Source organism: Variovorax paradoxus (assembly GCF_030815855.1).
In the GTDB taxonomy this organism is placed as follows: Bacteria; Pseudomonadota; Gammaproteobacteria; order Burkholderiales; family Burkholderiaceae_C; genus Variovorax; species Variovorax paradoxus_M.
The window spans coordinates 4,056,458-4,068,671 of record NZ_JAUSXG010000001.1; the positions used below are offsets into that span (position 1 = coordinate 4,056,458).

11 protein-coding genes are annotated in these 12,214 nt (G+C 64.2%); 5 read left to right on the top strand and 6 right to left on the bottom strand.

Annotation, left to right across the window (positions count from 1 at the left end; translation table 11 throughout):
• Positions 1-14: 14 nt before the first annotated feature.
• Genes QFZ42_RS19545 through QFZ42_RS19555 form a run of 3 tightly spaced genes read right to left on the bottom strand, consistent with a single transcriptional unit; the run spans position 15 to position 3,526 of the window.
• Positions 15-194, bottom strand: coding sequence for a hypothetical protein (locus QFZ42_RS19545; protein WP_307702550.1), 180 nt, complete (start codon positions 192-194; stop codon positions 15-17).
• Positions 191-1,390 (bottom strand): PepSY-associated TM helix domain-containing protein, encoded by a 1,200-nt coding sequence (locus QFZ42_RS19550; protein WP_307704271.1) that lies wholly within the window; start codon positions 1,388-1,390, stop codon positions 191-193. Before QFZ42_RS19550 ends, QFZ42_RS19545 begins: the two co-directional genes overlap by 4 nt.
• A gap of 33 nt (positions 1,391-1,423) precedes the next feature.
• On the bottom strand, positions 1,424-3,526 hold the full coding sequence (locus tag QFZ42_RS19555; RefSeq protein WP_307702551.1) for a TonB-dependent siderophore receptor: 2,103 nt from the start codon (positions 3,524-3,526) through the stop codon (positions 1,424-1,426).
• 183 nt (positions 3,527-3,709) lie between these two features.
• Here QFZ42_RS19555 and QFZ42_RS19560 point away from each other — a divergent pair, with 183 nt between their 5' ends.
• The 3 genes from QFZ42_RS19560 to QFZ42_RS19570 all read left to right on the top strand — a co-directional run bounded on the left by QFZ42_RS19560 (position 3,710) and on the right by QFZ42_RS19570 (position 7,156).
• Complete coding sequence (locus QFZ42_RS19560; RefSeq protein WP_307702552.1) at positions 3,710-5,323, top strand: phospholipase D family protein; 1,614 nt, start codon at positions 3,710-3,712, stop codon at positions 5,321-5,323.
• 362 nt (positions 5,324-5,685) lie between these two features.
• On the top strand, positions 5,686-6,087 hold the full coding sequence (locus QFZ42_RS19565) for a GreA/GreB family elongation factor (protein WP_307702553.1): 402 nt from the start codon (positions 5,686-5,688) through the stop codon (positions 6,085-6,087).
• A 136-nt stretch (positions 6,088-6,223) separates the two neighbouring features.
• Positions 6,224-7,156 (top strand): universal stress protein, encoded by a 933-nt coding sequence (locus QFZ42_RS19570; RefSeq protein ID WP_307702554.1) that lies wholly within the window; start codon positions 6,224-6,226, stop codon positions 7,154-7,156.
• A gap of 137 nt (positions 7,157-7,293) precedes the next feature.
• On the opposite strand, the gene QFZ42_RS19575 is transcribed toward QFZ42_RS19570, so the two are convergent.
• Together QFZ42_RS19575 and QFZ42_RS19580 are read right to left on the bottom strand one after the other, a co-directional pair.
• Positions 7,294-7,755, bottom strand: coding sequence for a methyltransferase family protein (locus QFZ42_RS19575; protein WP_307702555.1), 462 nt, complete (start codon positions 7,753-7,755; stop codon positions 7,294-7,296).
• A 143-nt stretch (positions 7,756-7,898) separates the two neighbouring features.
• Entirely contained in the window at positions 7,899-8,792 is an 894-nt protein-coding gene (locus QFZ42_RS19580; RefSeq protein ID WP_307702556.1) for an NAD(P)/FAD-dependent oxidoreductase, read from the bottom strand.
• Positions 8,793-9,273: 481 nt separating this feature from the next.
• Here QFZ42_RS19580 and QFZ42_RS19585 point away from each other — a divergent pair, with 481 nt between their 5' ends.
• Both QFZ42_RS19585 and QFZ42_RS19590 read left to right on the top strand, forming a co-directional pair.
• Positions 9,274-9,852 carry a TetR/AcrR family transcriptional regulator gene (locus QFZ42_RS19585; RefSeq protein ID WP_307702557.1) on the top strand — a complete coding sequence of 193 codons (579 nt, stop codon included), beginning with the start codon at positions 9,274-9,276 and terminating at the stop codon, positions 9,850-9,852.
• A gap of 576 nt (positions 9,853-10,428) precedes the next feature.
• A protein-coding gene (locus QFZ42_RS19590) for an IS3 family transposase (protein ID WP_307702558.1) occupies positions 10,429-11,672 on the top strand; the annotation gives its coding sequence in 2 pieces (ribosomal slippage) (positions 10,429-10,726 and positions 10,726-11,672; 1,245 coding nt in all).
• A 49-nt stretch (positions 11,673-11,721) separates the two neighbouring features.
• On the opposite strand, the gene QFZ42_RS19595 is transcribed toward QFZ42_RS19590, so the two are convergent.
• Complete coding sequence (locus QFZ42_RS19595) at positions 11,722-12,132, bottom strand: VOC family protein (RefSeq protein WP_307702559.1); 411 nt, start codon at positions 12,130-12,132, stop codon at positions 11,722-11,724.
• Positions 12,133-12,214 lie beyond the last annotated feature (82 nt).

Sequence of the window (12,214 nt, forward strand, 5' to 3'; positions counted from 1 at the left end):
GCGGTACGCGCCGCTCAGGCCCGGCGCCAGCCGTACCAGGCGCACACGGCAACGGGAATGCCGAGTGCGAACCAGGCCAGCACGTCCCCCACCCCGCCGTCGCTGAAAAGCGCCGAGATCAGGCCGAGGGTGGTCAGCACGCCGAGCACGATTGGCCAGCCCCACATGTGCCAGAAGCTGTGCCGCGGCTTCATGCCTGCACCTTCATGGCAGGCGCCGGTTCAGGTTGCTGTCCGCCGTGCTGCGGCCCGGATCTGGATGCCGGGCTCGCCGGCACCGGGGAAGGCGCAGGCACGGTTTTGCCGCGCTTGAGCCACAGGTAGAGCCCACTGCCCAGCACGATGATGGTCGCGATGTCGAGCAGCGCCCAGATGATCTGCATCGGCATGCCGCCGTAATCTCCGAAGTGCAGCGGCTGCGACACGAGCAGTCCCGTCAGGTACCAGGGCATCTCCGGCGAGGCCGTCACCTGGGCGGTCTTGGCATCGACCAGCACCGGCTTCAGCAACTTCGAGGTGAAGGGCTCGTTGCCGCGCAGGAAGAAGGTGGTGTGGTGCGGGCTCGAGAACGAGGTCCCCGGAAACGCGATGAAGGACAGCTTCATGTCGGGCGCCTGCTTCAGCGCGACCTCCATCGAGCGCTGCACCGATGCGCGCTCGGCCGCGGGCACGATCGGCTCGTTCTTGTAGGGCGCAAGCAGCGTGCTGAGCTGGTCGTACTGCCAGTATTTGATGATCAGGTCGGCCCACGTGTTGATCATGCCGGTGGAGCCCACCACGAACAGCCACACCAGCGTGACGATGCCCAGCAGGTTGTGCAGGTCGAGCCACTTGAGGCGCGGACGCTTTTCCCGCCGCACGGTGCCAAAGTCGAGCTTGCGCATGAACGGCGAATAAAGCACCACGCCCGAGACGATGGCCACCAGCAGCAGCAAGCCCATGAAGCCCAGAAAGAGCTTGCCCGCGAGCCCGGCGAACAGGTCGACGTGCAGCTTGAACATCACGTACATGAAGCCTTCGTCGAACTTCGGCTGCGCCAGCACGACGCCGGTGCGCGCATCGATGGCGACCGACTTGAAGTCCTCCGTGGGTTCGGGCGTCGGCGTGAGCGTGACGAGCCACAGGCCGTCGTCGTCCTCGGGCTGCGAGACGAACTGCACCACGCGGTCGGGATGCTTCGAGCGCGCCGTTTCGAGCACGCGGTCCAGGCTCACGCGGGGCGTGTCCGCGGGCATTTTGGGCGCCTCGACTTCGGTGCCCAGCAGATGGCCGATCTCGTGATGAAAGATCAGCGGCAGGCCGGTGATGCACAGCAGCAGCATGAACACGGTGCACACAAGGCTGCTCCACTTGTGCACCCAGGCCCAGGTCTTGATCTTCCGGCTGTTCATCATGTCGTCACTGCTCCCGTCGAAAGAGGAATATCAAAAGCGATAGGTTGCGCTTGCCACCACGCTGCGGCGCGAGCCGTACCAGCAGTCGCCGCGTGAAAGACAGGTACTGAAGTAAGTCTTGTCGGCCAGGTTGTTGATGTTGAGCGCATAGCGCCAGCTGGTATTTTCATAGGCGAATACCGCATCGAGCAGCGTGACGCCCGGAATCCGCGGGCCCGTGCCGGATTGCAGATCGCGGAACGAACTCATCATGCGCACGCCCGCGCCGGCCGAGAACCCGCTAAGGCCGCCGATCGAAAAGCGGTACTTGGCCCAGACGCTCGCCTGGTGCTTCGGCAGGCCTTCGATCAGTCCGTCGGCATCGGTGTAGTTGTAGTGCGCGACCAGATCGAGATTGGAGCCGATCGAGCCCTTCGCTTCGAGTTCGAGGCCCTGGGTCTTGGTCTTGCCGACTTGCGTGTACACATTCATCGACGGCGAAGTGATCTGGTTCTTCTCGCGCAGGTCGTAGACCGCGGCGCTGAACGCCAGTGCGCGATCCTTCGGCTCGTACTTGACGCCGGCTTCCCACTGCTCGCCGCGCAAGGGCGTGAAGAGCTGTCCGTTGCGCGGCGACTGCGGCGTGAACGACTCGCTGTAGCTCAGGTACGGAGACCAGCCCGAAGGCATGGCGTACATCACACCGAAGCGCTTGGTCGTTGCGCTGCTCTTCTCGGCGTCGCTGCCCGCGGCACTCGACACGGCCTTGTCGTGGCGCAGGCCCGCCACGAAGATCCAGTTGTCGAGCTTGATCTGATCCTGCAGGTAGAAGCCGTTCTGGCGTTGGCGGGTGCGCGGCAGCGCGGTGCGCTCGGGCACGTCGACATGCCCATAGACAGGCGCATAGACGTCGATGGTGTCGAACGTGGTTCCGCCCCAGACGTTTTCGCGCTGGCGCGCGAAGTCCGCGCCCACGAGCAGCGTGTGCTTGAGGGCGCCGGTCTGGAAGTGCCCTTCGACATGGTTGTCGAGCGTCTGCGTGCGGTTGCGCGTCAGGTAGCTGTCGTAGTAGCGGCCCAGCACGCGCTTGAAGATGGGGTCGGTCGCGTCCCAGCTTTCCGCCCCGCTGAACGCCGCGCCATAGTGGTAGCGGTTGTCGTTTTCGTTTTGCGCATAACGGAAGTTCTGCCGCACGGTCCAGTTGTCGTTGAACTTGTGCTCGAACTGCCAGCCGAAGGTCTTGCGCTCGCTGTCGTAGTAGTCGAAACCGGGCTCGCCGATGAAGCGGCTGGAGGGAACGCGCCCGTTCGGGTTCGGCAGCAACGTGCCCTCCCACGGGAGAAACTGCGAGCTGCTGCCGCTCTTGTCCTTTTGCCACAGGCCTTGCAACGTGAGCGAGGTCGCCGTGCTGGGGCGCCAAGTCAACGACGGCGCAATCACGCTGCGATCGTCGGGCACGTAGTCGACCTGCGTGTCCGACTTGCGCTGCAGGGCGATCAACCGGTACGACAGGCTGCCGTCCGCATTCAGCGGACCGGTCAGGTCGGCCTGGATCTGCTTGCGGCCGAAGCTGCCGAACTGCACGCCTACTTCGCGCTGCGCCTCCTGCAAAGGCCGCTTGCTGACCATGTTGACCACGCCCGCGGCCGTGCCCGCGCCGAACAGCATGCCCGAGGGACCGCGCAGCACTTCGAGGCGCTCCAGCGTATAGGGCTCGGTGCGCGTGGTGCTCGTGTAGTAGCCGTAAGACTGGCGCAGGCCGTCGAGGTAGATGTCGGGCGTGGCGCCCCGCACGCGCACGGAATCGGTTCGCGAATCGAGGCCATAGGCATCGGAGCGCACGCCGGCGGCATAGTTGAGCGCGTCCTGGAGATTGTTCGCGCCCTGGTCGACGATCTGGTCACGCGTGACCACGGTCACCGATTGGGGCGTTTCCGACAGCGGCGTATCGGTCTTGGTCGCGGTTGCGGCGTTTCTCGCGCGATAACCGATCACCGGTGAAGTCGCGGTCTCGGTCTCGGCACTTGCATCGACCCGGATTTCCGGCAACGCGCCAGGCGCAGTGGTCTGGGCCAGAACCTGGTGATGCACGCAAATTGCCGCGCAGCCTGCCAGCACCGATGCGACGTTGCGCCCCGCCAAAAACCTCATCATTCCTGCCCCGCTCCGAAACATTATTAAGAACGATTCGCATTCTAATAGTTATAAAGTCTCATTTGTTTCAATTTCCCGGGAGCGGCAAGGGGCGTTCAAACAGCGGAGGCACCCGTGGTATAGCGCGAAGCGGCTACGATCCCCGGCCGCACATCCTGTGCGTCCTGTGTGTTGGCAGGTCTCATGCTCAAGCTCATTGCCTCTTCATTTCCCGCGCTGTGCGGTCCGGCTCTGCGGCTGATGGCCCTGGGATCTGGCCTTGGAGTTGCCCTTGTCCTCGGGGGCTGCGCCGGTCTTCCCCCGCGCGCGCCCGAGCCGCCGACACTGTCGATTGCCGCAACTCCCGCCACGACGCTCGGCCGCGCCGCGGCGAGCCTGGACGCCGCGCAAGACGGGCTGTCCAGCGTCCGGCCGCTGGTCGAGGCCTCCTTTGCGCTGGATGCCCGCTTCGAGCTGATGCGGCGCGCGCAAGCCTCCCTCGACGTGCAGACCTACCAGCTCGGCAACGACAAGACGGGCCTGCTGCTGTTGCGCGAACTGCGCGATGCTGCGCGGCGGGGCGTGCGGGTGCGCTTGCTGCTGGACGACTTCTACACCGCCGGCATGGACCGCCTGCTGCTCGGCCTTGCCGCGGAACCCAATGCCGAGATCCGCCTGTTCAACCCCTTCGTGAACGCCCGCGACCACTCGGCCACGCGCTGGCTGGAATTCTTCGGCGATTTCCGCCGGCTCAACCACCGCATGCACAACAAGCTCTTCGTGGCCGATGGCGCCATGGCGATTGCCGGCGGGCGCAACCTGGCCGACGAGTATTTCCTGCGCAGCGAAGGCGACAACTTCATCGATTTCGAATTGATCATGGCCGGGCCCGTGGTTCCGGAAGCGGCACGCATCTTCGACACCTACTGGAACAGCGATGTGGTCTACCCGCTCCAGCGGATTGCCGGCGCCAGCGGCACCGCAGAAGCGCTGAAATCCGAATTCGAAGCCGCGACCTCACCGGCCCACGCGCCGCCGCCCGCCCCCCTCTCCGGCACGGACCTGCTGGGCGACCCACCCCTCGGCGCCCAGCTGGCCGACATCGGGCGGGTGAGATGGATGCGCGCCGACGCCCATGCCGCGGCCGACAGCCCGCACAAGGCACTCGGCACGCTCGCGTCACCAACTGAATCGCTCGCGGCGCGGTTCCACGAAATGACGGCGAGCGCGCGCTCGGACGTGGTGGTGATCTCGCCCTACTTCATTCCCGGCGAGGAAGGCATGGCGCGCATCCGTGAGGGACGGGCGCGCGGCGTGCGCATCAGCGTCATCACCAATTCGCTGGCGGACAGCGACGAGCCGCTGGTCAACATCAACTACAACCGCTATCGCGTCGACATGCTGAAGCTCGGCGTGAACCTGTACGAGGTCAGCACCGAGCAGCTCAAGCGCAACCGCCAGTTCCGGACGCTGCTCAAGAAAGCGCGCGGGCGCCTTCACGCCAAGCTCGCCTTGGTCGACCGGGAATGGGTGTTGCTCGGTTCCATGAACCTCGATCCCCGCTCGGCGCTGCTGAACACCGAGTTCGGCGTGCGCGTGCGCAGTTTCGAATTGAGCCAGGCGCTGCTGTACGCCTATCAGCTCGACGACATCGAGGGCGTGTACCGGGTGGTGCTCATGCCCGATGGCAAGAACGTGCAGTGGATCGGCACCGGCGACGTGGACAACGAGGTGCTCGACAGCGAGCCCGACTCCAGCCTGCTCACGCGCCTGCAGCTGTTGCTGTTCTCGTGGTTCGTGCCGACGGACCAGTTGTGATTGCGGCGCGCCATCGAGTTGCGCGAGCTTTCCGGTGCAGATTGTCCAGCGGCTTAATCTGGCAAGAGGTGTGAGGCCATTGCCTGCGCAACAACTACGGCGGCGCCCCGCGGCCTACACTCTCCCGCATGACCGCCACCGTTGTTTGCATCCACGTTGCTTTGGCTGCGCTGCTTCTCGCAGCGACCTCTGCCCGTGCTGCCGCAAAGAAGGTGCGTCGTCAGCTGACGCCCGCACATTCCTAAGCCCGGCGGTCCGCTCTCTCCCCTTTCAGCGCAACCATCCACCGCCGGGCACAAAATCTCGCGCGGTAGCGATCGCCGTCCCATCGGACGACGCTCGCATTTCGATGGAGTGCGTCAATGCATGCAACGATTCACGGCGAGCGCATGCTCACCGACCTTGACTTCGCCCGCCTGAGCAAATTGCTCGGGCGCGAGCCTCCCCCAAGCCTGGCCGACCTGTTGGCGATCGCCGAAGTGACAAGCTCGCGCGCAGTGCCATCCGACGTCGTGACGATGTACTCGCGGGTGGAACTCGTCGACCTACACACCGCGCGGCGTCAAACGCTCACGATCTGCTATCCGGCCGATGCCGAAGCCGCGGCTGGTTTTATTTCAGTGCTCTCTCCAGTTGGCAGCAGCCTGCTGGGCCTGAAGGTCGGGGAGGTCGCGAAATGGCTGACGCCGAATGGCGACAGCTGCGCTGCTGAAGTCGCGGCCATCCTCTTCCAGCCCGAGGCCGCTGGCGACTACCAGAGATAGACGGGGCAACTGCTCAGCGGAGTTGAGCAAACCCATTCCCCCGGTTCGCACTCGAGCCTCCTCTTCATTGCGCAGCTCCCTGGCTCCTGCTTGGCGCCGGAAGCGTGGCGCGCGCCATTTCGAAAGTAGTTCTGCCGTGACCCCACGTTCCATCCTTGCCGTCACCGATTTTTCCGCGCATGGCGACAACGCCCTCTCTCGTGCAGCACAGCTGTGCGCAGAGCACGGTGCGCCGCTCAAGCTCATCTACCTGGCATACCCTGGTGAGCCTCCGCCGCCCAATGCCGGATGCCGGCTCGCGCACCATGCGCTGCAGCTCGGTCAGCGTCATGGCATCCGCGTGCACTCGGTGAACCAGATCGCGTTCACCCTTGAGGACATCCTCCCGGCGGCCCGCTGCGCCGACCTCCTGGTCTGGGGCACCGCGCCGGCCGGAGGAATCCGGTCACTCTTTCGAGGTCAGCCGATGGAAGGCATGCTTCGGAAGTGCCCGCGGCCGGTTCTCGTCGTGCGGGAACCGGCCAACGGGCCTTATCGCAGCATGCTCGTGGCTGTCGACTTCTCTGAAGCATCGCGCGGCTTGATCGAGCTCGGATTTGCGCTCAGCAAGGACGCGCAAGTAGAGTTGTTCCACGCGATCAGCACGGCGAATGAGGGCAAGCTACGCTATGCAGAGGTTTCTGAACAGGCTATCAAGGCGTACCGCGAGGAGTGCCAAAGGTACGCACAAGACCGCATGTTCTGGCTGACAGACTCCTATGATGCGCGCCGCAATCGTGTGCTGTCCGCCATCAGGCACGGAAGCCCGGCCAGGCAGGTGGCTGTGCAGCAGCAGCGCAGCGGGGCCGATCTCATCGTTGTCGGCAAGCATCCTTCATCGGCGGCGGTGGACTTTCTTTTCGAAAGCGTTGCCAAGGGCGTGCTCCGCCATAGCACCAGCGATGTTCTGGTGGTGCCCCATGGCTATCGAGCCGTGTCGAGCACACGCGCAACCGATCGACTCGCGGCAGAATTCCGGCGTGGGCGTCGGGTGCGCGCTGGCGCACCGCAGGTGCCTGGTCGGCCATAGTCGTTGACGTTTAACTCCCGACGCAGCGCCGTGCTCGGAAGCGACGGCCTTGGCTGTGAAGGGCAACTCGCCAGTCAGATCGCAACCTGACTTAAACCAACCGGCCTCGATGGAAGCCGGGGCGATTCGGCCAGGCCTCATACCCATCTGCGTACCCTGCCTTTGTAAGCCTCGTACTCCGCCCCAAATAGAGACGCCAAAACGCGTTCTTCCGGAATGATCTGGAACCGCGTGATGTAGAGCACGTATACGACAACCCACAGGACAGCAAGCGGATTCGCCAGAAACACTGCCCACGCCAACAGGGTCAGCAAGAGCCCGACATACATGGGGTTGCGCGTATAGCGGTACACGCCTCGGATGACCAACGAGGACGCCAAGCTTGCCTTGATCGGGTTCACGGTGGTCCTGGCGCGCCGAAACGCAACCATTCCGGCGATGCCGATGCCTTGGCCGACGCACACCAGAACGACGGCGCAGAGCACGCGGGCCGGATAGGGAATCTGCACAAGGCCCGCGGCGGCTGGCGGCAGCCACATAAGAAGCCCCAGGACAAGCGCCACGATGGGGGGAGGAACCTTCAGTTCAAGCACACTCATATCACTCCATGATGAGGCCTGGCGTCCGGCATGACCCGCCACGCACACACCTGATCAGCGGCAAGTCTTGCGGATCGCGCCCTCGCCGGGATCGCCCTTCTGACGATGGCCCGCGGCAACCGGAGAAGGGAATCTCCATGCCCTCAAACCACCATCGATTGTTGGGCGAAGATACCCGCCATCGCGCCCTGGGATGACGCCTGGGTGACCGAGGGCAGGAGCGGCGTGGCGAGGTCGCCGGCGGCGTAGATGCCGGGCATGCTGGTTTGGCGGCGCTCGTCGACCTTGAGGACGATGCCGGTAGGCGTATCCACCGTGGCGAGGTTCAGGGATTCATGGACGCTTGCGGACGGCTTGTTGCGCGGATGGGCGAACAGGATATCGACTGCAATATTGCGGCGGGTAGCGAGATTGACGGTGGTGATGTGGCCCTTGTGATGGGCGATCTCGATGATCCGGCCATCGACGACAGGTATGTTGCGGCGCGCCAGATCGGCCTGGATGTCGGGCGGAATATCGTGACCATCGGCGAAGACAGTCAATTTGTCGGTCCAATGTAGGAACAGCCTGGCCTGATTGTGCGACTGCGGGCCGGACCAGACGAGGCCCCAATGCTGGCCGGCGACTTCAAAGCCGTCGCAATAGGGGCAGGGCACGATGGACGTGCCCCAGCTTTCGGCAAAGCCCGGAACATCAGGCATCTGGTCGGCGACGCCATAGCTCAGGATCAGGCGGCGCGCCCCAAGGCTTTCGCCATCGCCTGTGAGGACGGAGAAATGGTCGATGGCGCCGGAGACGCTGTCCGCCCGGGCACTGACCAGCTTGATCGCGGGATAACGCGCCAGCTGCTGCCGCGCCTCGGCCAGGATGTCCAGCGGTGGCTTGTGATCGTGGCCGAGCAGGCCATGCGAATGGCCGGCGAAGCGATTGCGCGGCAGGCCGGTATCGAGAACGGTGACCTTGCGGCGGGCACGGCCGAGCTGCAGAGCGGCGGCGAGGCCGGCAAAGCTGCCGCCGATGATGATGACGTCATTCATGATGATGGGCTCCGTGTTCTGGATGGAAGAGATGGGCTGGGCTTGGCGCGCAAATATCGTCCGGCGTTACGCGCCCGAGACGGGCAGCGGGGCCGGCCCGCGGTTGCGTCAGGAGAAGGAAGTCATGGGTCGATTGATTATTGGACTATGAGTCTATTAATGTGATACGCAAATAGTAAACTGTCAAGTCCAATTAATATTCCACAGTCCGCCATGCTTGATGGGCCACTGCTGTCGCTGCTCACGGCTCACGGCTCGCCCGCCGCGGCGTCGCTGGTGGTGCCCGTCACCCCTGCTGCGAGGTCGAGTCGATCGTCTGTTGCGTCATGGGGCTCCTCGGGTCGCCGTCAATTACTGGACTTCAAGTCCAATAATGCGCCTGAACTATAGTGGACTGTCAAATCCACTAAATATGCCGATGGCCCGTCCCCCAGCTCCCGTTCCCAAGCCCCCACGCGGCCGGCCACGCGATCCCGAGCGCGTGCGGCGCATCCTGGAAGCGGCGCAAAGGCACTTCAACGAGCATGGCCTGGAGCGTGCCAGCGTGGACGCCATCGCCGCGGACGCCGGTGTTGCCAAGATGACCGTGTACAGCAACTTCGGCTCCAAGGAGGGGCTGTTCCAGGCAGTCGTGCGCGGCAGGACGGCGACGGTGGTGGCTGACGTCCCGGGCGCCGGGGCGCTGGACCCCGACCAGCCGGAGAAGGCGCTGCTGGCGATCGGCGACCGGTTTCTCGCACTGGCGCGCGGGGACGACGCCCTGGGCGCGTTGCGCTCTGTCTACGGCGTCGCGGGGGCGCAGCCGGAAGTCTGCCGTGCGTTCTACAAGGAAGGCCCGGAGCGTGCGAAAAGCGAGCTGGCTGCATACCTGCGCCGCGCCCACTCGGCGGGCACGCTGAAGGTGCGGAACCCGCTTCAGGCCGCGGACCTGTTCCTGTCGATGTTCCTGGGCTCCGGGCACTTCCGTGGACTGCTGAAGCTCGAGTTGCCGGATTCGCGGGAAAACAGGGCTCTTCTGCGCGAGGCCGTACGGGTCTTCATGGCGGCCTACCGCGCGTAGGCTCCACAACGCAGCCTGAGGTCGCGAGCACGCGACGGGAAGCGAAGATCTCTGCATGTGCGCAGCTGACTTCGCAATGGCGGGCGGCCTGCTGATGCTCACGGTGCACGCCGGGCGTTCGGCGCAGCGGGCATCACGTCCGTCTGCGTGAAGACGAGGCCGCGCGGGCTCCGGGCGGCTCCAACGCGCCGCCTTGTTTTGATAGGGCTAGATGTGCAGCCGCCCGGCTGTGAATTACACCGGCGTTTCGCCGGCGGCCGCAGGGCTGGCTGCAAAGGGCTGGCGGAAAACATGGGCAGTGGTAGCTAACGCCGTCCTGCACGTCGCGGTGACAACCTGGCTCGCTCGGCACGTAGCCGAAGGAGCTGGCCTGGTTGGGCCTTCGGTCTCGGCGGACCCCGGTCCTCTTCAGAGACCAATGCAGTCAGGGATACGCATAAGTCTCCGCCGCGAGCTGCATCCGAAGGACGATGTGAGCTGGCCCCTTGAATGACAGGACACGGTCTATCGCTTATCTTTAAAGATAGGAGTAGGACTGTGAGTACGACTAGGAATACGGATACCGTCGAAGTGATCATGAGGGACCAGCGCCGCAGGCGCTGGTCCCTTGCAGAGAAGGCCGCACTGGTTCGCCGAAGCTACGAACCTGGCATGAGCGTGTCGCTCGTCGCACGTCAGGAAGGCGTTGCCGCCAGCCTGCTGTTCCAGTGGCGCAAGCTGGAGCGGCAAGGGGCGCTGACGGCTGTATCGGCGGACGAGGCTGTGGTGCCGGCTTCGGAACTGGCAGCCGCTCGTGCCGAGATCGCCAAGCTACAGCGCGTGCTTGGCAAGAAGACGCTGGAGAACGAGATCCTCAAGGAAGCTGTGGAGTACGCCGCCGAAAAAAAGTGGATTGCGCGCTCGCCCTTGCTGGACGGGGACGGCCAGTGAAGGCTGTCTGCCAGGCCTTGGGGTTGGCGCGCTCGAATGTTCATCGCCTGCAGGTTCGTTCCGAGGGGTGGATCGATGCCCGCACACGACGAACGGCGCCCTCAAGCGACGCCATGCTGCTCGATGAAATCAAGGCGCAAATCATCGAGTTGCCGACTTACGGCTACCGACGCGCCTGCGCATTGGTGAACCGGCATCGAGCCAACACCGGCGCTGCGCGCGTGAACGCCAAGCGCATCTACCGCGTGATGGCGGCTCATGCATTGCTGCTACCGAAGGCGCCGAGACGGCGCCAGTCCAGCCGGCCCCATGAGGGCAAGGTGGCCGTCGCGCACAGCGACATGCGCTGGTGCTCGGACGGCTTCGAGATCAAGTGTGATTCGGGGCAGACCGTGACCGCGACCTTCACCAAGGACTGCTGCGACCGCGAGATCCTGGCTTACCGGGCGTGGGAAGGTAAGGGGCTGCCGGGCGAGCCGGTGCGCGAGATGCTCATCGAGGCCGTGGAGAAGCGCTTCGGCGACATCGAGGGCGTCCCCGAGACTCACGCCTTGGAGTTCCTCTCGGACAACGGAGGCGCGTACATCGCGGCCGAGACCCGGCAGATCGCTCGACAACTGGGCTTGAAGCCGGTCAACACGCCCGTGTGCAGCCCGCAGAGCAACGGCATGGCTGAGAGCTTCGTGAACACGTTCAAGCGCGATTACGTCAGCCGCATGGACCTTGTCGACGCGAGAACGGTGATGGCGCAGATGGCCGCAGCCTTCGAGCACTTCAATGAGGTGCATCCGCACTCGGCATTGAAGATGAAATCACCCAGGGAGTTCAGGCAGCATCGCGCTGCCCACCAGCGCCTTGCTCAGATCGAGCAGACGCTACATTGCAAATAGCCCGTGTCCTGAAATACGGGGGCAAGATCAGATGCCCGTCAGGCGCTGCTCATTGCAGCGAAGACATCGCAGCCGGATCCATCCACAGGGCTTCCCAGACATGACCGTCAGGATCGGCCAGGTTGCGGTTGTACATGAACCCTAGATCCTGCTTGGGGTTGATATCGGCAGTGCCACCCCATCTTGCTGCGGCGTCGTTCATCCTGTCTACCGAGTATTTGCTGTCGCAATTGACCGCCAGCATCACCTCGCTCGAGCCAGCGGCCGGAAGCGGGCGAGTGGTGAAGCTGCGCCACTTCGCATGAGTGAGCAGCATCACGCTGATGCTTTCGCTCCAGACCATGCATGCGGCGGTGCCGTCGCTGAACTGTGGGTTGTTGGTGAAGCCCAGGGCCTCGTAGAAGGCTCTGGATCGTGGCAGATCGGCCACGGGCAGGTTCACAAAAATCGATCGGGTCATGATAGGTCTCCGTAGGTTGGGGCAAGGCCCTTGTGCTTGCCTGGCGGAACCATACTGACCGACCATTCATCAAGCATTGATG

Bases quoted from the DNA above. Each gene is read 5' to 3' on its own strand.
- QFZ42_RS19545 (WP_307702550.1), bottom strand. From the start codon at position 194: ATGAAGCCGCGGCACAGCTTCTGGCACATGTGGGGCTGGCCAATCGTG.
- QFZ42_RS19550 (WP_307704271.1), bottom strand. From the start codon at position 1,390: ATGAACAGCCGGAAGATCAAGACCTGGGCCTGGGTGCACAAGTGGAGC.
- QFZ42_RS19555 (WP_307702551.1), bottom strand. From the start codon at position 3,526: ATGATGAGGTTTTTGGCGGGGCGCAACGTCGCATCGGTGCTGGCAGGC.
- QFZ42_RS19560 (WP_307702552.1), top strand. From the start codon at position 3,710: ATGCTCAAGCTCATTGCCTCTTCATTTCCCGCGCTGTGCGGTCCGGCT.
- QFZ42_RS19565 (WP_307702553.1), top strand. From the start codon at position 5,686: ATGCATGCAACGATTCACGGCGAGCGCATGCTCACCGACCTTGACTTC.
- QFZ42_RS19575 (WP_307702555.1), bottom strand. From the start codon at position 7,755: ATGAGTGTGCTTGAACTGAAGGTTCCTCCCCCCATCGTGGCGCTTGTC.
- QFZ42_RS19580 (WP_307702556.1), bottom strand. From the start codon at position 8,792: ATGAATGACGTCATCATCATCGGCGGCAGCTTTGCCGGCCTCGCCGCC.
- QFZ42_RS19595 (WP_307702559.1), bottom strand. From the start codon at position 12,132: ATGACCCGATCGATTTTTGTGAACCTGCCCGTGGCCGATCTGCCACGA.